Annotated in this window: 22 protein-coding genes; 8 read left to right on the forward strand and 14 right to left on the reverse strand. The window is 38.5% G+C overall.

The annotated features are described in order from the left end of the window. Window positions 1-64: 64 nt before the first annotated feature. Together HX062_RS03420 and HX062_RS03425 are read right to left on the reverse strand one after the other, a co-directional pair. Window positions 65-2,899 carry an FAD-binding and (Fe-S)-binding domain-containing protein gene (locus tag HX062_RS03420; protein ID WP_286466414.1) on the reverse strand — a complete coding sequence of 945 codons (2,835 nt, stop codon included), beginning with the start codon at window positions 2,897-2,899 and terminating at the stop codon, window positions 65-67. Window positions 2,900-3,020: 121 nt separating this feature from the next. Beyond that, window positions 3,021-4,706, reverse strand: a complete 1,686-nt coding sequence (locus HX062_RS03425) for an acetate--CoA ligase (RefSeq protein WP_182626177.1) — start codon at window positions 4,704-4,706, stop codon at window positions 3,021-3,023. 466 nt (window positions 4,707-5,172) lie between these two features. Here HX062_RS03425 and lpxD point away from each other — a divergent pair, with 466 nt between their 5' ends. After that, complete coding sequence (gene lpxD / locus HX062_RS03430; RefSeq protein ID WP_182626176.1) at window positions 5,173-6,177, forward strand: UDP-3-O-(3-hydroxymyristoyl)glucosamine N-acyltransferase; 1,005 nt, start codon at window positions 5,173-5,175, stop codon at window positions 6,175-6,177. Between the two features lie 97 nt (window positions 6,178-6,274). Here the strand turns inward: lpxD and HX062_RS03435 are convergent, their stop codons facing one another. From HX062_RS03435 to HX062_RS03450, 4 genes are all read right to left on the reverse strand, one after another. Next, window positions 6,275-7,147: a DUF6048 family protein gene (locus tag HX062_RS03435; protein WP_182626175.1), complete on the reverse strand. Its 873-nt coding sequence runs from the start codon at window positions 7,145-7,147 to the stop codon at window positions 6,275-6,277. Continuing rightward, on the reverse strand, window positions 7,113-7,628 hold the full coding sequence (locus tag HX062_RS03440) for a DUF6452 family protein (protein WP_182626174.1): 516 nt from the start codon (window positions 7,626-7,628) through the stop codon (window positions 7,113-7,115). The genes HX062_RS03435 and HX062_RS03440 overlap by 35 nt, the downstream gene beginning before the upstream one ends. Window positions 7,629-7,772: 144 nt before the next feature. Then, window positions 7,773-8,510 carry a ZIP family metal transporter gene (locus tag HX062_RS03445; RefSeq protein ID WP_182626173.1) on the reverse strand — a complete coding sequence of 246 codons (738 nt, stop codon included), beginning with the start codon at window positions 8,508-8,510 and terminating at the stop codon, window positions 7,773-7,775. 4 nt (window positions 8,511-8,514) lie between these two features. Beyond that, entirely contained in the window at window positions 8,515-9,246 is a 732-nt protein-coding gene (locus tag HX062_RS03450) for a class I SAM-dependent DNA methyltransferase (RefSeq protein WP_286466416.1), read from the reverse strand. Between the two features lie 96 nt (window positions 9,247-9,342). On the opposite strand from HX062_RS03450, the gene HX062_RS03455 reads away from it, so the two are divergent. Both HX062_RS03455 and HX062_RS03460 read left to right on the forward strand, forming a co-directional pair. Beyond that, complete coding sequence (locus HX062_RS03455; RefSeq protein WP_255492362.1) at window positions 9,343-10,503, forward strand: THUMP domain-containing class I SAM-dependent RNA methyltransferase; 1,161 nt, start codon at window positions 9,343-9,345, stop codon at window positions 10,501-10,503. A gap of 6 nt (window positions 10,504-10,509) precedes the next feature. Continuing rightward, the gene (locus HX062_RS03460; protein ID WP_182626171.1) at window positions 10,510-10,743 is read left to right on the forward strand and encodes a hypothetical protein; all 234 of its coding nucleotides are present in this window, start codon (window positions 10,510-10,512) and stop codon (window positions 10,741-10,743) included. A 50-nt stretch (window positions 10,744-10,793) separates the two neighbouring features. Here HX062_RS03460 and HX062_RS03465 read toward each other — a convergent pair whose 3' ends face one another. Beyond that, window positions 10,794-11,489, reverse strand: coding sequence for an SIR2 family NAD-dependent protein deacylase (locus HX062_RS03465; protein WP_286466417.1), 696 nt, complete (start codon window positions 11,487-11,489; stop codon window positions 10,794-10,796). 42 nt (window positions 11,490-11,531) lie between these two features. Between HX062_RS03465 and HX062_RS03470 the strand changes: the two genes are divergently transcribed. Further along, on the forward strand, window positions 11,532-12,230 hold the full coding sequence (locus HX062_RS03470) for a TrmH family RNA methyltransferase (RefSeq protein WP_182626169.1): 699 nt from the start codon (window positions 11,532-11,534) through the stop codon (window positions 12,228-12,230). Window positions 12,231-12,398: 168 nt separating this feature from the next. Here the strand turns inward: HX062_RS03470 and HX062_RS03475 are convergent, their stop codons facing one another. The 6 genes from HX062_RS03475 to HX062_RS03500 all read right to left on the reverse strand — a co-directional run bounded on the left by HX062_RS03475 (window position 12,399) and on the right by HX062_RS03500 (window position 17,343). Continuing rightward, the gene (locus tag HX062_RS03475) at window positions 12,399-13,184 is read right to left on the reverse strand and encodes a TerC family protein (protein ID WP_182626168.1); all 786 of its coding nucleotides are present in this window, start codon (window positions 13,182-13,184) and stop codon (window positions 12,399-12,401) included. A 12-nt stretch (window positions 13,185-13,196) separates the two neighbouring features. Further along, window positions 13,197-13,580: a DNA topoisomerase IV gene (locus HX062_RS03480; RefSeq protein ID WP_182626167.1), complete on the reverse strand. Its 384-nt coding sequence runs from the start codon at window positions 13,578-13,580 to the stop codon at window positions 13,197-13,199. A gap of 6 nt (window positions 13,581-13,586) precedes the next feature. Further along, on the reverse strand, window positions 13,587-13,817 hold the full coding sequence (locus tag HX062_RS03485; protein ID WP_182626166.1) for a DUF6095 family protein: 231 nt from the start codon (window positions 13,815-13,817) through the stop codon (window positions 13,587-13,589). A 5-nt stretch (window positions 13,818-13,822) separates the two neighbouring features. Beyond that, window positions 13,823-14,635: an N-acetylmuramic acid 6-phosphate etherase gene (gene murQ, locus HX062_RS03490; RefSeq protein WP_182626165.1), complete on the reverse strand. Its 813-nt coding sequence runs from the start codon at window positions 14,633-14,635 to the stop codon at window positions 13,823-13,825. Window positions 14,636-14,884: 249 nt separating this feature from the next. Beyond that, a complete protein-coding gene (locus HX062_RS03495) occupies window positions 14,885-15,877 on the reverse strand; it encodes a DUF2135 domain-containing protein (RefSeq protein ID WP_286466418.1) in 993 nt (330 codons plus the stop codon). Window positions 15,878-16,284: 407 nt separating this feature from the next. Then, window positions 16,285-17,343 (reverse strand): 3-oxoacyl-ACP synthase III family protein, encoded by a 1,059-nt coding sequence (locus HX062_RS03500; RefSeq protein ID WP_182626163.1) that lies wholly within the window; start codon window positions 17,341-17,343, stop codon window positions 16,285-16,287. A 281-nt stretch (window positions 17,344-17,624) separates the two neighbouring features. Between HX062_RS03500 and HX062_RS03505 the strand changes: the two genes are divergently transcribed. The 4 genes from HX062_RS03505 to HX062_RS03520 all read left to right on the forward strand — a co-directional run bounded on the left by HX062_RS03505 (window position 17,625) and on the right by HX062_RS03520 (window position 20,217). Beyond that, a complete protein-coding gene (locus HX062_RS03505) occupies window positions 17,625-18,332 on the forward strand; it encodes an SDR family oxidoreductase (protein ID WP_182626162.1) in 708 nt (235 codons plus the stop codon). 16 nt (window positions 18,333-18,348) lie between these two features. Next, window positions 18,349-18,750 carry a DoxX family protein gene (locus HX062_RS03510; protein WP_286466419.1) on the forward strand — a complete coding sequence of 134 codons (402 nt, stop codon included), beginning with the start codon at window positions 18,349-18,351 and terminating at the stop codon, window positions 18,748-18,750. A gap of 93 nt (window positions 18,751-18,843) precedes the next feature. Further along, entirely contained in the window at window positions 18,844-19,647 is an 804-nt protein-coding gene (locus tag HX062_RS03515) for a class I SAM-dependent methyltransferase (RefSeq protein WP_286466421.1), read from the forward strand. Window positions 19,648-19,695: 48 nt separating this feature from the next. Next, a complete protein-coding gene (locus tag HX062_RS03520; protein ID WP_286466422.1) occupies window positions 19,696-20,217 on the forward strand; it encodes a DinB family protein in 522 nt (173 codons plus the stop codon). Window positions 20,218-20,309: 92 nt separating this feature from the next. Here HX062_RS03520 and HX062_RS03525 read toward each other — a convergent pair whose 3' ends face one another. Further along, window positions 20,310-22,085: an AMP-dependent synthetase/ligase gene (locus HX062_RS03525; protein ID WP_286466423.1), complete on the reverse strand. Its 1,776-nt coding sequence runs from the start codon at window positions 22,083-22,085 to the stop codon at window positions 20,310-20,312. Window positions 22,086-22,277: the final 192 nt, after the last annotated feature.

The following is a 22,277-nucleotide window of genomic DNA, read 5'->3' on the forward strand; positions in this document are numbered from 1 at the left end:
GCATCTAAGGGAACTTAGATGCCTTTTTTGTAAACATTTTTATTGAGTTAAGTAAAACTTATCGTTATCTAGTAACCTCTTCTATTAAATAAAAAATTGATTTAAATGAGTGATTGCTACTAGCAGTCAGCCCTATTTCACAAGTGCGACTCGTTGAAAAACCATCGGAGCAATTGAGCGAATTGGAAGAGAGTTGCTGTTGGAGGTTTCTCGTTCCATGCTGATTTAATTCAGGAAAAGTAAAACCGCGATCTCCGGCAAAACCACAACAATTACTATCAATTGCATATACCTTTTTTGCACAACGCTTCGCAATATCTAGTAATTTTCCTTCTAAACCTAATTTTTTAACAGAACAAACCGGGAAAATGGTTGCTTCTTCCCTAGGTTTGGTAATGGGTAGCAGAGGGAAAACCACATCCAATACAAATTCAATCGGGTCATAGCACGTAAAATCTGATGTGGTATGATGACTTTGGAAGGTGTAAAAACAAGGACTCATATCAAATAGAATAGGGTATTTTCCTTGTTCAGAAGCGGTGAGTAAGGCTGTTTCAAGGGCGGTGGACTTCTGTAGTCCTTCTTCTTGAAAACCTTTACTGCTAAACGGCATGCCACAGCATAAGTTTTGTACATCTGCAGGATAAATAACCTCATAACCTGCGCGCTCAAGCAATACGACAATTAGATCTTTGAGGTCCAATTCACTTTTGTCGTAGTCTTTTGATTTTCCCATAGTTCGGTTAATACAAGAAGGGAAGTAAACCACTTTTGGTTTAGCTGTTGTAGTAGGTGTTGGTTGTTTAAGAGCTGTTGCCGTACCCGTTGGCATGGCAGTGTTCCACTGTGGAAGGCGATTGTTGCTTATTTTTCGCATTTTTGTGGCTATGCGCAACATCGAACGATTACCGAGCATATTTTGAAATAGACGCACAAATTTTAGACTATAGCGGCCCATTTGAGTCACACGGTCTAAATGTTCTACAAAGTACAGCGCATCTTGGTGATTTTTAGCTGTTAATTTCTCTTCGCGAATGGCTTTTACATAAACACCTGTATCAATTTTTACCGGACATGAAATAGCGCATAAGCCATCGGTAGCACAAGTGTCATCCAAGTAATATTGGGCTTCTTTTTTCAATTGAGCTAGAAGCAAGGGATTCTCATTCGTTTGTTCCAAACGTTTGATTTCGCGTCCTATTACAATGCGTTGACGAGGGGATAAGGTCAATCCTTCCGATACGCAATGTGATTCACAAAACCCGCATTCAATACACTTATCTACGATGGGATGGGTAGCAGGTGTTGCTTTTAGGTTTTCTAAGTGGATGTGTGGATTGCTATTGATGATTACGCCAGGGTTAATAATGTAATGGGGATCAAAGATTTGTTTGATGCGCAACATCAAGGTATAGGCTTGTTCGCCCCATTCGCGTTCAACAAAAGGAGCCATATTGCGTCCCGTTCCGTGTTCGGCTTTTAGCGAACCATCAAACTGATGAACGACTAATTCCACTAATTCATCCATTAAATCAGCATAGCGCTGAATGGAAGCCGCTTGGCTGAAGTCCTGTGAAAAGACTAAGTGCAAATTACCTTCTAAGGCATGACCAAATAGTACGGCATCGTCGTAGTGGTACTTGGCAAATAGCTGTTGTAAAGCTAGACTAGCTTCTGCTAGGCGATCCAATGGAAATGCAACATCTTCAATAATGCATGTTGTTCCAGTTTCCCTTAGCGCTCCTGTTGTTGGAAGTAAGCCATTGCGTGCTTTCCAATTAAATGCGTAAGCTTTGGGATCTGAAGTAAAGCTGAAATCACCCAAAGTCGGAATAGGCGAAACGGCTGCTTGTACTTGTTGTTGTTTGTGTGCCAATTCTTCTTGTGTTGTCGCTTGAACTTCAACGAGTAATAAACAAGCTGAATCAGGTAACGTTTTGAAGTAAGCAGGCGCTTGTGGTTCTTGTTCAATCGATCGAATGCTATTTCGATCGAGGAGTTCCACAGCTGCAACAGGGCTTTTTTTAAGGTAAGGGACTGCTTGACAAGCCGTTCCAATACTGTCAAATGCCATTAATGTACACGATTTATTCGGGTAGTTTACAACAGTGTTGTAGGTAATTGTCGAGATAAAGGCAAGTGTGCCTTCTGAACCAATCATCAAGTGTTTGATGATATCAAACGGATCGCGATAATCGAGGAAGGCATTTAAGCTGTATCCCGTGGTATTTTTGATTTTATACTTGCGTTGAATGCGCTCGTACAACGTTTTGTTTTCTTGTATTTCGCTGTGTATAGTGGTGAGTTCTTTCAGAATTTCTGGATGTTTTTCCGCAAATTCTTCTCTACTTTGTGGGTCTGCTGTATCTAAGACGACCCCATCGTAAAAAACCAGTCGAATATCGGCAAGGGTATTGTATGAATTTTGTGCTGTTCCGCAGCACATACCACTGGCATTATTCGCAGCAATACCACCAATCATGGCGGCATTAATGGAGCCTGGATCAGGTCCTATTTTACGGCCATAAGGCGCTAGTAGTATATTTGCCCTCCCACCGATAATACCAGGCTGAAATGTAGCTTGTAAGCCATCAGCACTAATGCTGTAGTTCTTCCAATGGTGGGTAGCAACTACTAAGATAGAATCGGTAATTGCTTGTCCTGATAAGCTAGTTCCTCCTGCGCGAAAGGTAAGGGGAAGTTGCTGTTGATGTGCCAAAGTAATGGTGCGTATCGCCTCCGCTTCATTGTGAACTTCTACAACAAGCTGTGGCGTAAGGCGATAGAAACTCGCATCCGTACCATAGGCAATCGTTTGTATCGGATTGGTCATGATTTGCAGCGGATTGATATAGGCCGCCAATTCACGTGCAAAAGTAGCATAGCGTTCGGATAGCATAACAGTGTTTTTTATATGTAGAAAGGTACAATAAAATTGAAAAATATATTTTTGACCTTTCTAGTTTATATCAAGTTTAAATAGGGGTAGAGGCGTTTTTTAATCGCCACTTGCCCCTCCATTAATAAACAAATTCCATCGGAACTTCTTCTTTTTTTGCAAGGCGTTCTGCTTGTAAGGCGCGAAGTTCTACGCGTTTTATTTTACCACTAATAGTCTTAGGTAGTTCTGTTACAAATTCGATTTTTCGCGGCATTTTATAGGGGGCTAAGTGTTGGCGAGAAAACTGAAAAAGCGCCTGGGCTAAGGTAGCGTTGGCCTGTTGAAAATCTTGGATTACAACAAATGCTTTGACTTCAAATCCCTTCACAGGATGAGGACTAGCCACGACAGCCGATTCAATTACAGCGGGGTGCTCCAGTAAAACACTCTCTACTTCAAAAGGACCAATGCGGTAATCAGAGGCTTTAATCACATCGTCATCACGTCCAATGAACCAAATATAGCCTTCCTCATCTTTATAAGCTTTGTCGCCCGTAAAGTAAACGTCATTTTTAAAAACTTGGTTTTGGCGTTCTTTGTCGAACATGTATTCTTTGAAGATTCCATTGATTTTTCCCGTATTGGTTCTCACGCAAATATTGCCTTCTTCATTATTCGCTAGTTCATATCCCTCATCGTCTGCGATAACTATATCGTATAAAAAAGTTGGTTTTCCCATAGAGCCGTATTTGAGTTTAGCATTGGGATAGTTAGCCACCATACACGTGCTTTCAGTTTGTCCGAAGCCATCGCGAATATACAAGCCAGTAGCAGCAAACCACTCTTCGATAATTTCGGGATTTAGCGGTTCTCCTGCGGCTACACATTGGCGCAAGCTAAAGTTGTACTGAGTTAAATCTTCTTGAATAAAAAAGCGTAAAACTGTAGGAGGTGCGCAGAGCGTTGTAATATTGTGTTTTTCCATGAGCGCTAAAGTTGTCGGCGCATGGAAGCGCGCTTTGGTGTGATAGGCAAATATAGCTGCACCCACACTCCACGGAGCAAATAAGCTACTCCAAGCAAATTTAGCCCATCCAGGTTGAGAAATATTGTAGTGAATATCGTCTTTTTTTAAGCCGATCCAAGCAGCAGTTGTCAGATTGCCAATAGGATAGCTCAATTGAGTGTGACACACTATTTTAGGCATACCCGTTGTGCCAGAAGTGAAAAATAAAAAGAGGTTGTCATCGGGTTTAGTATTAGCAGCTTCCGCTTCGGTTTCTTGCTCATCTAAAACAGATAAAGGATACCATCCCTCGCGCGCTCCATCAATGATGATTTTGATAGAAATGCTGTGGTTCGCTGCTTTTTCAGCTGCATCAATCTTGGCTGCGTTATCGGCATTAGCTAAGATTACTTTGGGTGCAATCTTTTCAAATCGATATTTTAAGTCATTGATGCCTAAAATACTAGCGGCAGGAGAAAGGCGATAGCCTCCTTTGATTGTCGCTAAGTGGGTGACCCAATTAATGCGCTCTAACATCATTTGCGTCATGATGACATCTTGTTGTTCAATGCCCTTTTTACGCAAAAAATTCAAGAGTTGGTTGTATCGATGGTAGAGCGTTTTGAACGTATAATGCGCTGTTTTTTCACCATCTGTCCAAAGTAATGCCGTTTTATCTGGCGTTTCTTTGACGTGGATTCCCTCGAATATTTCCGTTACCCAATTGAAGTGGGTCGGCTCTTCTACCTTTAAATCGTGTAGAGCACTGAAATTTTCTTCAGCAATGTGCTCGCCGATTATTCTAAATAATTCTTTCATGTAATTTCTAATTTTTTGTGGTAGTAAAATATACATAAAAGGATCAAGACTGCATAATATATTGAAAGAGAATACCGTGAAGCAATAGTCATAAGTAGGTTTAAAGAGCCATGTTGAAGTAAAAAAAAGAAAAAATAGGTCCTTTATTTTTTAGTATTTAATGTAATTGAGGAATCTTGATACTAAAAAAGCAACAAAAGATCGCCTTTTGAGTGTTTATTTCTCAGTTATGTATTTTAGTATGTAATGAAGTAATAATCTATTATATTCTGTTAAAATGATAGATTATTTGTATGTGATTTAGGTAAAGGCATTGTGAACTAATAAAAATAAAAATGTGTTTTTGAATATTATTAGGTTAATTAATTGTTATGCTTTATTTTTTCGAAAAATAAAAAGGTATTCTTGCAATATAATTAATTTTTATTCGTTTTCTTTGATATAAACCAAGAAACCCAAATTCAGTATGAGAACGTACTCCCTTAATGAAATAAACGAAGTCCTAAATGGTGTTGTAATAGGCACAACTGTAAAGAAGATACACGCAGCTGAGCAGTTGGAGAAAGCCGAAGATGGTCAAATATCTTTTATAGGTAATAAGAAGTATGAACGCTTATGGGCAAATTCCAAAGCGAGCATTGCGATTGTGAATCGAGATATATCGATAGTACCAGGTGAAGATAGAGCGTTTATTAAGGTAGACAATGTCGATATAGCGATGTCTCAGTTACTGTCGTTTTTTGCACCTAAATTACCAGAGGTAAAAGAGGGAATTCATCCCAAAGCAACGATTGAAGTGACGGCTCAAATAGGGGAAGGCACACAAATAGGGGCTGGATGTTACGTAGGAGATCGCGTAGTTTTAGGTAAGAATGTAATTTTATACCCTAATGTTACAGTCATGGATAACAGTGTGATCGGCGATGATACAATCGTATGGTCAGGGGCTGTGATTCGCGAGCGCACGAAAATCGGACATCACTGTATTATTCATCCCAATGCGGTGATTGGTGCGGATGGATTTGGTTTCTGCCCTTCGGAAAAAGGATTAGTGAAAATTCCACAAATAGGTCATGTAGAAATTGGAAACTACGTTGAAATTGGCGCAAACTCTTGTGTTGACCGTGGGAAATTCAGCGCAACTAGCATTGGAGATGGATGTAAAATAGACAATTTGGTTCAAATTGGACATAATTCTGTTTTAGGTAAATGCTGTATCATGGCAGGCAACAGTGGATTAGCAGGTTCAGTAACGTTAGGAAATTTCGTTGTAATAGGGGGAAGTGCTTCTATTAAAGATCACGTAACCCTTGGCGATGGTGTAGTAGTAGGTGCTGGTTCAGGTGTGACAGGAGACGTTGAGGCAGGGAAAACTGTACTGGGATATCCAGCTTTAGAAGCGAAGACCACATTGAAACAATGGGCCTTCTTAAAGCAATTAGTAAAGAATTACAATACAAAAGGGTCATAATAAACAAGGCGAACCTCATTCGCCTTGTTTTTGTATTCTATCTTTCAGGTAGTATAAAAAAACCTCCTAGTTCTTGACTAGGAGGTTTTTGTGTATGTTACGGTTGTTGTCCTTGATCTTCGGCAGCTTTCTGCTTATTCTCTTGGATCATTTTCAACTCTTCCGCTTCGATTTTATTTCCTTCTAAATCGTATTGAGCATCTTTTTCCGGAATTGTAAAGGCTTTTTTGTTTGATTTGTACAACGGAATAAAGTAGCTTACCGTATAGTTAAAACCAACACCAATAGCGCCACTGTACTTTCTATTGTAGCCTGGAATATATAGATTTTCGAAATCATCCGGTTGTTTTTGAGCAACCAAACCCGTTAAACGAAGACTAAATCCCATAAAAACATTGTTGAAAACGCGAGTTTTTACACCTGCAACAAATTCAACCCAATGCGCGGATAATCCGCTGTATTTTTTGTCTACCGCTATAGGAGGATTCGAAAAATAATCACTGCTGCTATAGGGTTTATACCAATCTAAGTTTTGTGAAAAAGTGGCAAAACCGTAGCGTGCACCGACGTAAATCATATCTTCGCGATCCAGCCAGTTTTCGTGTAAGTTGTAATCAACTCCAATGCGCAAATAGGTACCATTGGTCGTAAAACCATAGGTGCTTTCTGTTTTTTCCAGCTTATCGTGACCTAATTCGGCTACCGCAAATAACTTTTTAGTCAATCGATAATCACCTACCACTTCAAAGCCATTATACGTTTTATCGTAGAATGAACGCGTAATTCTAAATAAATCCGCACCTAAACGCAAACCATAGCGCTGTGGATATTTCGGTGGAGCAACAGCTGCCATATGCTGGGTTTCTGTTTTCTTTTTGGTGTCTTTGCCTTTTTCTTGCGCAATACTTACAACAGAAAACAACAAAAGTATACTACTAGTAATATAGGTTAAAATGAGTTTGCTCTGCATTTTCTATTTCGTTTGTTTCTGTTATATATAATTTGATCCAATTGCCTTTGGTTGTATTGGCAGCTCCATTGAGTTGAGGTGAACTACCATCTTGTAGCAAAGAAAAAGTAGATACATAGCCACAAGCCTTATTTAAGTACTGTGTGTTTATCCTGTACTTTAGGGTTAGGGTGTCTCGGTGAATTAGGGTTTCTTTTCCCTTTGTTTCTTTGATTTGTAAGACCCAATCCGTTTGTTGTTGATCTAAGCGCAACGGAAGTAACAAGGTATTCCCCGTACTTTTTATGGTGTCTTGAATGCCTACAGCATACGCTTCAACCAATCCTGTTTTTTTAATTTCTTGATCTTCATAATCAAAGAATTCTATTTTATACTGGGGGGTTGTCGGTTCAGTTTTACCGCATATATCATCCTTTTCGCAAGCCGAAAATACAAAGGCAGCTACACACAAAAAAGAAGTGATCATTATTATTTTTTTCATAAAAGAATAAGTCTAACAAATAGTAAACAGCATCAAAAATACTAAAAACAAACCAAATGATTTATATGGTTGTCTGGAGGTTTTTTTAAATTGCTAAAATAAATCAAGTCCAGACAAAAAAGTCGGAAGAATCCTTCCGACTTTTTATATGAAATAAGCGGCAATTACACCGAGTAATATCGCTATTAATTTATTTATATTGAACTTGTGGTCTTCATTGCTTTCAAAGATAATGGTAGAGGAGATGTGGAAAAGAATTCCCACTACCACAGCCGATATCTCTGCATAATACGTACTCAATACCGGAATACTACTTGAGACCAAGGTGCCTAAAGGCGTCATTATAGAAAAGAGCATCATAAAGGCAAACACCATCTTTTTATTCATTTGGGCATTGATAAAAAAGGCCGTTAGAATAATGGCAATGGGGAGGTGGTGAATACCAATTCCCAAGGCCAGTTCATTGTGTTGACTGATGGGCATTCCTTCAAAAAAGGCGTGAATACACAAGCTGATAAACAACAACCAAGGGATGCGCTCTAATTTTTCGTGCCCGTGCACATGTCCGTGTTCGGCTCCTTTTGAGAAATATTCTAAAATAATTTGGAATACGATTCCCGCCATAATGAAAAAACCGATTCGACCTGCTCCACTGTGATCATGGCTGTGGCCGTGATCGTGAAGGTGATCACCAGCTGCCGCAACAAGATCTCCTATGGCTGCCTGATAAACATCTGGCAATAGGTGTGTTACTGTGATCGTAAGCAAAAAAGAACCACTAAACGCCATCAAGAGTTTAATGTGTTTTTTGTTTTTCGGTTGAATAAGTAGCGCAATTAAATATCCAATAATTACGGCTAGTAAAGGTACAGTATACGCCATCGGCTTATTTAAAGATCATGATTAATCGATCAGAGTCGTTTGGATAGAATTTTCTTAATTTGTAATCGCCAAAGACATCGAGCAGATAAATGTCGTTTTCACTCATCATCGCCTCAAAATCTTGCAGGGTGAATGCCTTTACTTTTTCGGTATAAGCATGGTCTTCTCCATCTGCATGAAAGCGAATATCTTTGTAAATATAGCCGTTTTCTACTTTTCGTTCGATGTGAAATTCAATCCCTTCAACGGTTTTAACTTCTGTAGGAACTAAATTTGCAATTACTTTATTGACATTCATAAAGTCAATCACAGCGAGTCCATAGTCAGTCAAGCTATTGTGGATGGCTTTTAGTGCTTTGATATTATCTTCGGGATCACTAAAATAACCAAAACTAGTGAATAAGTTGAAAATGGCGTCGTATTTTTTTTCTAAGGGTTCACGCATATCGTGCACCACAAAGTGTAATTTTTCATTTTCAAAGGTTTTGGCTACCTCAATGCTGTTTGGCGACAAATCTGCACCAACTACATTATAGCCTAAGCTGTTGAGGTAAATCGCATGACGCCCTTTACCACAAGCTAAATCTAAAATCGTAGCATCCTCATCGAAGTTTAAATAATGGGTGAGATTATCTATAAAAAGTTGTGCTTCATCATAATCTCTATCCTTATATAAAATGTGATAATAAGGGGTGTCAAACCACGATGCGTACCAAGCTTTCTTTTGTTCAGACATAGTTTTAATTTAAATCTTTTTATTAGCTTGCAAATTTACTTTATTTTTGCACATTTGGATAACGAATGCAATTATTCCTTATAGCGATATAAAAAAATGGAAAATTTTAAAATGGTTGCTAAGACTTTGTTCGGTTTAGAAGAGGTTTTGGCAAAAGAACTACAGCTTTTAGGAGCGACGAAAGTGAAGGAAGGAACTCGTATGGTGAGTTTTGAAGGAGATAAAGGATTTTTATATAAGGCGAATTTAGCTTTGCGTACCGCATTAAAAATTTTAGTTCCAATTAAACAATTTGCTGTATACAATGAAAACAATCTGTATAAGGGAATCCAAAGTATTGATTGGAGTAAATACTTAGGTGCGCATCAATCCTTTGCTATTGATTCGACTGTGTTTTCTGATCAGTTCAACAACAGCTTATTCGTTTCATTAAAAGCAAAGGATGCTATTGTTGATCAGTTTAGAGAGCAATTCGGAAAACGTCCAAATGTAGATAAAGACTTTCCAGATTTGCGTATTAACGTGCATATTCAACGCGATTTGTGTACGGTTTCTTTGGATTCTTCAGGCGCTTCTTTGCATCAAAGAGGATATAAAACAGCGACGAATATTGCGCCAATTAACGAAGTGCTAGCTGCAGGTATGCTTTTGCTTTCGGGATGGGATGGCAGAAGTCACTTCATGGATCCGATGTGTGGTTCAGGAACACTCTTGATCGAGGCTGCGATGATTGCTTGTAATATTCCTTCCAATATCAATAGAAAAGAATTTGCTTTTGAGCGTTGGAATGATTGGGATGCTGATTTATTTGAGGTGATTCAAGGTTCTCTGTTAAAACGCGTTCGCGAATTCCACTATACCATTCAAGGCTATGACAAAGCGCCTTCTGCTGTGATGAAAGCCATGGATAACGTGCGCAATGCTAACTTAGAGGAGTATATTAAAGTGGAAAATCTCAACTTTTTTGATACCTCTAAAGAAGTTGAAGGACCTCTACATATGGTTTTTAACCCACCGTATGGCGAGCGATTGGATATTAATTTAGAGCGTTTTTACCGCGAAATAGGAGATACCCTAAAGCAAGGCTACCCAGGAACAGAAGCCTGGTTTATTACCGCTAATATTGAGGCGTTGAAATACGTAGGTTTACGCCCTTCGAGAAAGATTAAATTATTTAATGGTAAATTAGAAGCGCGTTTGGCGAAATACGATCTTTACGAAGGAAGTAAAAAAGGAAAATATATGAATCAAAATTAAAAAACGATGAGTGCAGGAACTAAAACATTACTGTTGCAATTTGTGAGTTTTGCGATCTTGTTTATCTTAGCGCGTGTAGGCTTGATGTATTTTACCGATTTGTCGGGCATCTGGCTCCCTATAGTAAGTGCTATTGTAGCTACAGTGTTCGCTCCACAGTTTAAAGTTTTTAAAACGGATGAAGGAGATAAAATCTGTGTGTCATGGATTTTTCTAAAAGGCGCAAAAGTCTTAAACTAATTGATATAAAAAAATAGGATGGTTAAAAATGGCCATCCTATTTTTTTTGTCTATTGACTCAACTCTAGGAGTGATTCTCGAATTATATTCATACCCACAGAGGCCTTTTCGGCAATTACTTCGATTTTGTGCTTGAAGTGCTTGGTGGAGGCGGGGTGAAGGTCAATATAATAAACCACAGCCTCGGGTTTAGCGAAATCCAGCAGAGAAGCTGCGGGATATACTTGTAGGGAAGTCCCAATGATTAAAATAACATCTGCTTGTTCTACATAGGGGATGGCGCGTTCCAACTCAGGAACCATCTCCCCAAACCACACAATATGCGGGCGCAATGCATGTCCATGTTCGTTATAATCGGAAGCCGTGAGATCGGTTGTCCAAGGATATACTAGGTGTTCATTGACCTCACTGCGCACTTTGAGCAATTCTCCGTGTAAGTGAATCACCTCTTGACTGCCGGCACGTTCGTGTAAGTCATCTACGTTTTGGGTGATTACCGTTGTCTTAAAATAGTGCTCTAAGTCTGCAATAGCCTCATGTGCCGGATTGGGTGCACAAGTCAACAACTGCCGGCGTCTATCGTTGTAAAACTTTAATACGCGTTCTTTGTTGTTTGCCCAACCCAGGGGAGAAGCAACTTCCATAATGTCGTGTCCCTCCCATAGTCCGTCCGCATCTCTGAAGGTTTTTATTCCACTTTCTGCACTCATCCCTGCTCCTGAAAGCACAACTAACCGTTTTTCCATAATATTGTTACCTTTGCCTTTTTGAATAAAACTAAAGATATAATGAATATTTCAAACAAGCTATTTCAAGACAAGGAATACTTAGCTTATTTAGAAACTTTTTTGACTGAGAATCGTGTAGAACGCTTCAAAAACGTTTTAGCCAATCGAACGGATCACATTACAGTAGTAGCAGAAGATGTCTATCAATTGCACAATACCAGTGCAGTGATGCGTAGTTGTGAGGTTTTTGGAGTACAGGGACTCCATGTCATTGAACAAAAGTTTGGCAAGCGAATCGATAAGCAAATTGCCCTAGGAGCAGAAAAATGGGTGGATATTCACCGCTATAATTCGGTGCAAGGCTGTATTGATGCCATTAAAGCTAAAGGGTATAAAGTGGTCGCAACAACGCCGCATGGAACTGCACAAAGTTTGGATAAATTTGATTTATCAGAACCTGTTGCTATCTTTTTTGGAACAGAAAAATCGGGATTGTCACCAGAAATTATCGAACAAGCCGATGATTTTATTACTATTCCCATGGTGGGATTCACCGAAAGTTTGAATATTTCTGTTTCTGCGGCAATCATCATCCAAAGCTTAACGACTCGCTTGAGAGAATCCGAAGTCAATTGGCAGCTGTCTGAAGAAGAATTACTTGCTAAACGCATTGATTGGGCCAGAAAAACGATTAAGGATATAGACTTTGTTACCGAACGCTATTTTGGAGATGGGAGAGCAGAGAAGGGAGAAGAGTAATAATACACGATAAATAAAAAAGGATCAATCTTTTACTAGATTGATCCTTTTTTATTTGATATATGTCCCGTAAACGGTAAACGGGTTTTCCATTTATCTCACTGATTTTATATTGGTTTTAGTGTTGGACGAACCAGCACTACCTTTCGGTTTCCGATAACCATGTTGTTATTTTTTCTTTCTAATACGCATATTGATAAACTCGACCACTAAAGAAAAAGCGATGGCGAAATACAGATATCCTTTTGGAACAGCACCAATATCTTGTCCAGCTAATTTTGCGTCTGACAAGTGCATACTTTCAGTTGTAAGCATAAATCCAATTAGAATTAAGAAGGACAAAGCCAAGATTTGAATTGATGGATTGTTGTTGACAAAGGTTCCTACAGGTACAGCGAAAATCATCATTACAGCGACAGAAACAATAACGGCAGCAATCATGATGTACAAAGCACCTTCAATTCCGTTGGTCATTCCTACTGCAGTAAGAATACTATCCACAGAGAAAATCAAATCGATCAATAGGATTTGAACTAGGATATTTCCGAATGATTTGGTTGCAATTTGCTTGGCATTGGGTGTAGAGCTAACGTCTTCTGCTACTTGAACATGTGCCACTTTTTCGTGGATCTCCTTGGTTGATTTGTAAATCAAAAAGATACCTCCAGCCAGAAGTATGAGGGCTTGTCCATTGAAATGGGCGCTAAACCAACCCCAATCTACTTCAAATAAGGTGGCTTTCATTTTGATTAGCCAAGTAATGGCAAATAACAAACCTATTCGCATAAACATGGCTAAAAACAACCCTATTTTGGTTGCTTTTTTTCTTTTTTCTTCTGGGAGTTTACCTGTTACAATCGAAATGAAAATAACGTTGTCTATCCCTAAGACAATCTCTAAAAATGTTAGCGTAATAAACGCTACAATGGCATCTGCTGTTAAAAAAATTTCCATATGGAGTAACAATTATAATTCGCCAATTTTTTTAAGGTTACCGCGTTCTCTTCTCGCGTCTCCTACTAAGCCATATTCAAAAACACAAGTATCACCATCAGTCGTGACGATTTTAATACTTACCGCTTTTTTCTCAGCCATATTCTTAGGGTGTTTTTTTTGTAAGACAAACTCACAATCATTGACCCAACGGATGCTTGATGTATCTACTTTCCCTTCGAATTCTTCAATTTCGTATTCTTCTGTGCGAATAAAAGTAGATCGTTTTTCAACACCGTCGATTTCCGTGACAAATTCAAATTTACCAGTGCGGAAATTGGCGCAATTTCGCTCTTGTTGATAGCAAGATGCAAATAAAGCAAAACAAGGTAAAAGATAGAATAGTTTAGTTTTCATAGATAATTATTTCCCAAATAATGATTTCATAATGGTGTTAATGCCTTTAAATAGTAAAAGCATAGCAGACAAACACATGATGCATCCCAATCCAAAGATTGGAATAAAGAATGGATGTCCCTGATTTTTCAACGAACTGTGAATAACAATTGGACCAAGAAACAATAAAGGCAGTGTAATAGCAAGGTATTTAACTCCTTTTTGTAGTACTTTTCGATTTACTCCTTCTGCTTGCATAATGTTTATAATTTGTAGTTTTCGAGTGCTGCACGCACGCTTTTATACTGATGTAAGAGTTGAGAGGCTTTCTCTTCACTCACTTGTAGTTCTTGTTGCAGCATTTTAATACCGCGTTGTACAAGTTTGGCATTGGTCATTTGCATGTCGACCATGCGATTGCCTTTTACGCGTCCCAATTGAATCATCACTGTGGTAGAAATCATGTTGAGCACTAGTTTTTGTGCTGTTCCTGCTTTCATGCGGGAGCTACCCGTAACAAATTCAGGTCCCACCACAACCTCGATAGGTAGTAGGGCAACTTGACTTACTGGACTGTTGGGGTTACACGTGATACAGGCGGTTGGGATTTGATGCGTTTGACATGCTTGCAAGGCGTGAATCACGTATGGCGTAGTACCTGAAGCAGCAATTCCGATGACGAAGTCGTTGGGCTGGATTTGGTGCGCTTGAAGATCCAACCAACCTTGGTTTGCGTTGTCTTCTGCATTTTCTACAGCTTTGCGAATCGCTTGATCTCCTCCTGCGATTAAGCCAATCACCAAGTCCGGAGATACACCATAAGTAGGAGGGCACTCCGAAGCGTCTAAAATACCCAATCGACCAGAAGTCCCCGCACCCATATAAAACAAACGCCCGCCTTTTTGTAGCTGTTCAACGATTCGTTCAACTACTGCTTCTATTTGCGGAATCGCTTTTTCAACTGCCAAAGGCACGCTTTGATCTTCTGTATTGATATTAGTCAAAATCTCTTGAACAGACATCTTTTCCAAATCATCATAGGAAGAAGGTTGCTCCGTAATTCTAATAAAATCCACCTCAGTCGCTTTTTATGAGTTTAGACAAAAATACTCAAAATAGTTTAGTTTGTACACGGTGTTTCTCGAATATATTCACAGAAATATCCCTTGAATTTGAAAGAGGAGTCAACAAAGAAAACGCCAGTAAAAAAGAGTGTTTTTTACTGGCGTTTCAGGTAATTTATTGAAAAATTAAAGACAAATTATTTCAAATAAAACCAATCAACCTACTAAAGGAATAAGATAGTAAGCTATTGGGGTGTCACTTTATTTTGTGTAAATCATTTTTTTAGATAATCCAAAAGTATCTAAAGTTCTCGTTGTAGCTTCTTCTTCCACAACTGAAGAGAAACTACCATTTACCACAGAGAATGAACCAATCAACACGTGACGACTTTCGGTATTTCCACTTCCTGTATCTGTATCGTCAAATTTGCCAATCATGTGATCCGATAAGCGAATACTCGTTCCATTGTACATCACATTAACGATGTATTTACTTCCCACCGAACCACTAACCTCACATTTGCGGTAAAGATCCACATAGATAGAGTATACACCGTCTTCTAAACGATCGAAATAAATGTTTTCATTCTTAATTCCATCAATGCGACATGCTGGGTTTGAATCAATATCCAATTCCGCAATTTTTTCACCGTCTGCGTTGTGTAGTTGTCTACTTCCGTAGTAGATGCGATCCACATTTCTTTTCACTAAGTGTAAATCCACGTCATCTTCTCTATCCCAAGAAAGTGAAATTTGCAATTCTCCTGTACCTGCAGGAATCACTTGAAGCTCTCTATAGTATAAAATAGTGCGTGTACCATCTGTGATATACCCTACTAGCTCTAATCCTACAATGTCTAAAATCAGATCCTGAGAAAAATCTAGAATTACCTCATAACTGTAAAGTCCATTTCGCGTCAGATTTTCATTTGATGTTTTTACATCATAATAGCCATCATGTCCTTTTAAACCAATGTGAATCGACTGTAATTGAGCTGTACTGCTCACTGTCATGATCGCCTTTCCACCGTTAATGATGAAATTGTTGACATTGATTTCTGCAATTGCTTCTGCAGTTCCCGATTCGATGCTGCCCGCGTTAAAAGTAGCGCCTTCAATATTGAAGTAGTCGTCTTTTAGCGTGTTAGGTACTTCAACTTGTTCAGTTCCACTGTTACTGTCATCACTACTACAAGCGGTTGTACTCAACATAAAACCACCTAATAAAGCGAATAGTAAAATTTTCTTTTTCATAGCTTTTAATTTGTTATTAAATTGATACTTACGTACGTACGTGTAATTATTACGGTGCAAACATAGCTATAATAAAAAGAGTAAAGTAAAATATATTATTACTTTTTAGTATAAGATATTTATTTTAATTAGGTATTTAATTATAATATAATATCATATGTGTTTATATTTTATTAATAATATAATTAATGATGTTTCTATTTGCAATAACAAATAAAATAAAGTTAAAATAAAGGCAGTTTGTGAAGTTTTATTTTTAGAAGTAAAAGGAGTAAAATGGGTGAATAGTACAAGAATAAGGGTGAATAACTCAACTATTCAGAAAGGAGAGGAGAAGTATATAAGGCAATTCGCTCATTTAGAGGTAGATCCATTGTAAAAAAGAGCAAATTGCCATTAGAATTGTTCTATACTTGGTAGACAAATGCGTTAATATTCATACCTGCCCCAACAGATGCAAACAAGAGATAATCTCCTTTTTCAAAGCTGTGGTTATCGAGTTGTTTGTTGATTATCATATCGTATAGCGTGGGTAGGGTAGCAACACTGCTATTTCCGAGTTTTTGGATATTCATGGGCATCACGTGTTCAGGCATGGTTGTGTCATATAATTCATAAAAGCGCTTCACGATGGCTTCATCCATTTTCTCATTGGCTTGATGGATAATAATCTTTTTGATTTGATCGATTTTAATGCCGCTATCGTCCAAACAGGCTTTCATGGCTTGCGGAACTTCGGTTAGAGCAAATTCATAGATTTTTCGGCCGTGCATTTTAATGTAACGCGTATCTTGTTTGGGGTCTTTTTTATAGGATTCTCCAAAGTGAATATAGTAGGCTTCGTCTGCAGTAAAACTACAGCTTTTGGTGGCGATAATGCCTCCCGCTTCGTCTGTTACTTCTAACACAGTGGCTCCTGCGCCATCGGCGTATATCATCGAATCGCGATCGTGTAAGTCAATTACGCGAGAAAGGGTTTCTGCACCAATAACCAAGCAATATTTAGCAATGCCCAAGGACATAAACGCATAGGCCTGAATAACACCTTGTAACCAACCCGGACATCCGAATAATACATCATATGCAACACAGTTCGGATTTTTGATCTTGAGGTTGTGTTTTACACGGGACGCTAAACTTGGTACAATATCCGATTGGTCTGTGCCGTGTTTCATATCGCCAAAATTGTGTGCGAAAATGATGTAGTCTAGTTTTTCAGGATCAATTTTTGCATTGTCAATGGCGCGTTGAGCAGCAATCGTACCAATATCTGTGGTTGTTAAGTTAGCCGTGATATAGCGTCTTTCCTGAATGCCCGTGATTTGCTCCAACTTTTTTGCCACTCTCTCGGTCGAATCTTTTAAAGGTTGCCCGTTTTCATCGCGGAAGTCAAACTGATGAAAATCGTTATTGGTCACAACCTCGGTAGGAATGTAACTACCTGAACCTTTTATTTTAACAGCCATATGTTTGATTTTTTATTGATTGAATTTAAAAATGCGTTTAAATGAAGTGAATGAACGCTAGTAAAACGTATAGACTAAGATACATAATTGTTAGGGCTCATACCCTTAAATAAAAGTGAAAAAATTAATTGTAGCTTAAATTTAGTTAATACAATGCACATCACCTAAATAACGTTTACCTGTGCAAGGCTATTGTGTGTTTGATCTTATTTAGTAAACTAGTAGTGTGTAAAAGTGCTTTTTATTCTTTATTTTAGTAAAAATAAAAGTTAAAAATCAAAATGACAGCAAGTAAAGAAAAAGTAGTATACATTACAGGTGGAACTAAAGGAATAGGAAGAGGAATAGCAGAAGCTTTGGTTGCAACAGGTTATAAGGTAGCTATATCAGGGCGTCAATTGGAAGAAGTAGAACGAGTTGCTCGCGAAATAGGCACAACAGAGCAAGTGTTAGCCCTTGCTTCTGATGTAACACAATACCAAGATGAAGTAGAAGCGGTAGCAAAGATTGTTGCCAAATTTGGTCGCTTGGATGTAGTTATTGCCAATGCAGGTGTAGGTATTTTTGCCTCGATTGAGGAATTGTCAATTGAAGATTGGAATACGATGATTGACACCAACCTGACGGGGGTATTTCATACGTTAAAAGCGAGTGTTGCTCAGTTAAAACAAAACAAAGGATACTATATCAGTGTAGCGAGTTTAGCAGGGATTAACTTCTTTGCAACAGGAAGTGGGTACAATGCCAGTAAGTTTGGTGTTGTAGGTTTTACCCAAGCCGCTATGCTTGATTTACGTGCTCATGACGTTAAAGTAACGACCATTTTACCAGGTTCAGTTAGCAGTCATTTTAATAACCATGAACCCAGCGAAAAAGATGCTTGGAAAATTCAACCAGAAGATATTGGAGCGTTAGTAGTGGATTTGTTGAAAATGAATCCGCGTACTTTGCCAAGTAAGATTGAAATTAGACCCTTAAAAACAAGTTAACCCTTAGAAAAAAAATATGCAAGATTTAGGAAAATTTATTTTACGATTAGGTGTGGGTGGATTGATGATTTTTCACGGCATCCACAAAATTATCCACGGACACGATATGATTATAGATCAATTGGCGGCCAAAGGGTTACCAACTTGGCTCTGGCTAGGTGTTCCTATCGGGGAAATTGTTGCCCCCATTTTATTGATCGTCGGTGCTTTTACGCGCTTGTCAGGGGTGTTAATCGCCTTTACGATGGTGATGTCTTTGGTGCTCGTTAAAGGGGGCGGGTCTTTTGCTTTAAGTCCTGCCACTGGAGGGGTAGGTGCGGAATTGAATTTGCTCTATCTTGTAGGAGCCTTAGCTATTGCTATGATTGGTCCTGGTTCTTATCGCTTGTACAAAGGGAGAAAAGGTTGGTTTGTTTAACGGTTGATCGCTTGATAAGAAGAAAGAACAAAAAGTATCGAACAAACCGCGCAACGAGCAAATAACAACGAATAACAAACAAAAAGCAAAAAGATGAAACCAGAATTCAACTATATAGAGATTAATCGTAATTCATGGAATAACCGTACGCAGGCCCATATAGAATCAGAATTTTATGATGTAGAAGGATTCAAGAAAGGAAAGAGCTCTTTAAATGAGATTGAACTCAATTTATTAGGCGATTGTAAAGGGCAAAAGATTTTGCATTTACAATGTCACTTTGGGCAAGATACTATATCTTTAAGTCGACTTGGTGCTGAAGTAACAGGTGTTGATCTATCGGATGAAGCCATTAGAAATGCAAAACAACTAGCAGAAGAAACTGGGTCATCGGCCCAATTTATATGTTGTGATGTCTATGATTTGCCCAACCATTTAAATGAAAAATTTGATGTGGTTTATAGCAGTTATGGAGTGATTGGATGGTTGCCTGATATGGATAAATGGGCACAGGTAATTCAAACATTTTTAAAACCTGGAGGGAAATTTATCTTTGTTGAGTTTCACCCTGTAGTTTGGATGTTTGACGATGATTTTCAAAAAGTTGGGTATAACTATTTTAATCGAGAAGCTATTGTCGAAACACAAAGCGGAACCTATGCGGATAAAACAGCGGATATTACCCAATCCTATGTGTGTTGGAATCACAGCCTAGGTGAGGTGGTAAGTAGTTTACTTCAAAATGGATTATCTATCAAACAATTTCAAGAGTTTGATTATTCGCCTTATGCGTGTTTTTCCCATACGATAGAATTTGAGCCCAACAAGTATAGAATTGAACATTTAGGCGATAAAATTCCTATGGTGTATTCACTTGTTGCTACTACCACTGTATAGAAGAGGTAGGTAAGCAAGATCGATAAACCAACAAAAAATAAAGAATCTATGAATCAACAAGAAATAAAAAAACAAATAGAACTGAAATATTTAGCTTTTGTTCAACGCGTGAGTGAAATGACAGCGGAGGAGTATCTCTATCACCCATCAGGAAAATGGAATGCAGCCCAACATCTTCATCACTTGGTATTATGTGTACAACCTTTGGTTTATGTGTATATGCAACCGATAAAAACGATTGAAGAAAAGTTTGGTCGAGTAGAACGAATCAACAAAACCTATGAGGAGTTAAAAGCGATTTATTTGCAGCAACTAGCGGCGGGAGGAAAGGCGCCGGAACAGTTTGTACCGCCTGCCGGAGAAATGCCCTCAAAAGAGGCATTAAAACAGCAATTAATAGCTTTAATTGGCAAACTAAATGACGCCCTTGTGCAAATGAATACAAACGACTTCGAAAGCTTGCAAATTCCACACCCACTCTTGGGTTTAATCACGTTGAAAGAAATGGCTTATAATGCTATTTATCACGTTGAGCACCATCAGAACGCTTTAGTAGGAAGTGAAAAGTAAAAGGTTGGGAGTGGTCGTACAGACAAATTCCCTTTTGTGAGTAAGAAATACTAAAAGGAATAAAACAAAAGGAAGCCGATTGGCTTCCTTTTTTATTCTCTATAAATCTTCTCGTATAAATCTTTGTAGATTTCTAAAATAACTCTTCGTTTCAGTTTTAAAGTAGGGGTAAGTTGACCATTGTCAATACTCCAAACATCAGGAGTAAGTTCAAATTTTTTCACTTGTTCCCATTTGCCAAATTTACGGTTGACGTATTCCACTTCTTTTTCGATACGTTTGCGAACTTGCTCGTTTTGAATGAGTTCTTCGTTGGTGGTTCCAATATTGATATGTTTGCGCTTGGCCCATTCTCTCACGAAGTCAAAATTGGGTTGAATCAATGCCGCTGGCATTTTTTCACCCTCGCCAATGACCATAATTTGTTCGATGAAGCGCGATTGTTTCAGCGTGTTTTCAATGAGTTGAGGAGCGACGTATTTACCACCAGAGGTTTTGAACATTTCTTTTTTGCGATCTGTGATCTTTAAGAAGCCTTCTTCATCAATGGTACCGATGTCTCCCGTATGGAAATAACCGTCTTTTAGCTCTTCTTTGGTGCGCTCTTCATCTTTGTAATAGCCTAACATAATATTGGGGCCTTTACAGATAATTTCACCGTCTTCTGCAATTTTCACTACGACATTGCTCAGAGGTTTTCCCACTGTTCCAATCTTCATAGATCTGTTTCTTGCGTCGTTTACCGCAATTACAGGAGAGGTTTCAGTTAAACCATAGCCTTCCATTACAGGAATCCCTGCTGCATTAAATACACGTGATAGCCTTGGTTGTAAGGCCGCACTTCCTGAAACGATGATTTTCATTTCACCGCCCAAGGCTTCTTGCCATTTTTTAAAGACCAATTTGCGGGCAATACCCAATTGGAAATTGTAAAAAGCACCGCGGTTATATGGTTCGTATTTGAATCCAAGCTCAAGTGCCCAGAAAAATATACTCTTTTTAATACCAGTTAAAGCAGATCCAGTCGCGAAGATTTTATCGTATACTTTTTCTAGTAAACGAGGCACAACCGTCATTACATTGGGCTTAACTTCCTTCATGTTATCCCCCATTTTATCAATAGATTCCGCATAGTAAATGCGAACACCGCTATATTGATACAAATAGATCAACATACGCTCAAAAACGTGACATAGCGGTAAGAAACTCAGTGCTTTAAAGTGTTGTTCTCTTGTGAATGGTACGCGTTCACTACTGCCCAATACATTAGATAAAATATTGTTGTGTGACAGCATAACTCCTTTGGGTTTTCCTGTTGTTCCCGAAGTGTAAATCAAGGTTGCTAGATCATCAGGGGTCACATTGGCTTTGCGCTGTTCTACGATCTCCTGATTGGATTCATCTGCGCCTAGGGCAAACAATTCATCCAAATGTTTACAGCCTGCTATGCTATCGAAGGAGTAAACCGCTTTTATCAACGGCAATTGATCGATGACAGTCATCAGCTTATCGTAGATTTCTTGATCGGAAACCACACAATAACTCGCTTCTGAGTGACTCAATATAAATTGATAATCTTCCGCTGAAATGGTTGGGTATATGGGAACGTTTTGTGCTCCAATTTGTAAAATACCAATGTCCAATAAGTTCCATTTGGTTTGATTGTTACTCGAGATAACAGCGATTTTATCATTGGTTTGCACGCCTAATCGCAAAAGAGCTCGTGATAAACAGTTGGCCTTTTGTAGATAGTCAGCGGATGATGTTCTTTCCCAAACACCATTCACTTTGGTCACCAATGCATCTTCCAAAGGAAAATTCTCTTGTTGGAAATAAGGTATATCGAAAAGTCTAGTTGGATTTATCATCGTCAAAATTGATTAGTTACTGCAAAATACGAAAAAAAAGACAATTTTTCGCATCTGACCACAAAGTTGTTAACTATTAAAAAAAATAGAAGTAATACTCCTGATTTTACGCTGTTTTTGATTGGTTTTTCGCATTAAAATCAATTGATAAATAAAGAGCCTCCTCGTTTTTTTAGCTATAAAAAAGAATTT

The organism is Myroides sp. DF42-4-2, assembly GCF_030326445.1.
GTDB lineage: Bacteria > Bacteroidota > Bacteroidia > Flavobacteriales > Flavobacteriaceae > Flavobacterium.

Bases quoted from the DNA above. Each gene is read 5' to 3' on its own strand.
- HX062_RS03495 (WP_286466418.1), bottom strand. From the start codon at position 15,877: ATGAAAAAGAAAATTTTACTATTCGCTTTATTAGGTGGTTTTATGTTG.
- HX062_RS03525 (WP_286466423.1), bottom strand. From the start codon at position 22,085: ATGATAAATCCAACTAGACTTTTCGATATACCTTATTTCCAACAAGAG.
- HX062_RS03465 (WP_286466417.1), bottom strand. From the start codon at position 11,489: ATGGAAAAACGGTTAGTTGTGCTTTCAGGAGCAGGGATGAGTGCAGAA.
- HX062_RS03470 (WP_182626169.1), top strand. From the start codon at position 11,532: ATGAATATTTCAAACAAGCTATTTCAAGACAAGGAATACTTAGCTTAT.
- HX062_RS03445 (WP_182626173.1), bottom strand. From the start codon at position 8,510: ATGGCGTATACTGTACCTTTACTAGCCGTAATTATTGGATATTTAATT.
- HX062_RS03515 (WP_286466421.1), top strand. From the start codon at position 18,844: ATGAAACCAGAATTCAACTATATAGAGATTAATCGTAATTCATGGAAT.
- HX062_RS03505 (WP_182626162.1), top strand. From the start codon at position 17,625: ATGACAGCAAGTAAAGAAAAAGTAGTATACATTACAGGTGGAACTAAA.
- lpxD (WP_182626176.1), top strand. From the start codon at position 5,173: ATGAGAACGTACTCCCTTAATGAAATAAACGAAGTCCTAAATGGTGTT.
- HX062_RS03520 (WP_286466422.1), top strand. From the start codon at position 19,696: ATGAATCAACAAGAAATAAAAAAACAAATAGAACTGAAATATTTAGCT.
- HX062_RS03425 (WP_182626177.1), bottom strand. From the start codon at position 4,706: ATGAAAGAATTATTTAGAATAATCGGCGAGCACATTGCTGAAGAAAAT.
- HX062_RS03510 (WP_286466419.1), top strand. From the start codon at position 18,349: ATGCAAGATTTAGGAAAATTTATTTTACGATTAGGTGTGGGTGGATTG.
- HX062_RS03475 (WP_182626168.1), bottom strand. From the start codon at position 13,184: ATGGAAATTTTTTTAACAGCAGATGCCATTGTAGCGTTTATTACGCTA.
- HX062_RS03440 (WP_182626174.1), bottom strand. From the start codon at position 7,628: ATGAAAAAAATAATAATGATCACTTCTTTTTTGTGTGTAGCTGCCTTT.
- HX062_RS03485 (WP_182626166.1), bottom strand. From the start codon at position 13,817: ATGCAAGCAGAAGGAGTAAATCGAAAAGTACTACAAAAAGGAGTTAAA.
- HX062_RS03450 (WP_286466416.1), bottom strand. From the start codon at position 9,246: ATGTCTGAACAAAAGAAAGCTTGGTACGCATCGTGGTTTGACACCCCT.
- HX062_RS03455 (WP_255492362.1), top strand. From the start codon at position 9,343: ATGGAAAATTTTAAAATGGTTGCTAAGACTTTGTTCGGTTTAGAAGAG.
- HX062_RS03500 (WP_182626163.1), bottom strand. From the start codon at position 17,343: ATGGCTGTTAAAATAAAAGGTTCAGGTAGTTACATTCCTACCGAGGTT.
- HX062_RS03435 (WP_182626175.1), bottom strand. From the start codon at position 7,147: ATGCAGAGCAAACTCATTTTAACCTATATTACTAGTAGTATACTTTTG.
- HX062_RS03480 (WP_182626167.1), bottom strand. From the start codon at position 13,580: ATGAAAACTAAACTATTCTATCTTTTACCTTGTTTTGCTTTATTTGCA.
- HX062_RS03460 (WP_182626171.1), top strand. From the start codon at position 10,510: ATGAGTGCAGGAACTAAAACATTACTGTTGCAATTTGTGAGTTTTGCG.
- HX062_RS03420 (WP_286466414.1), bottom strand. From the start codon at position 2,899: ATGCTATCCGAACGCTATGCTACTTTTGCACGTGAATTGGCGGCCTAT.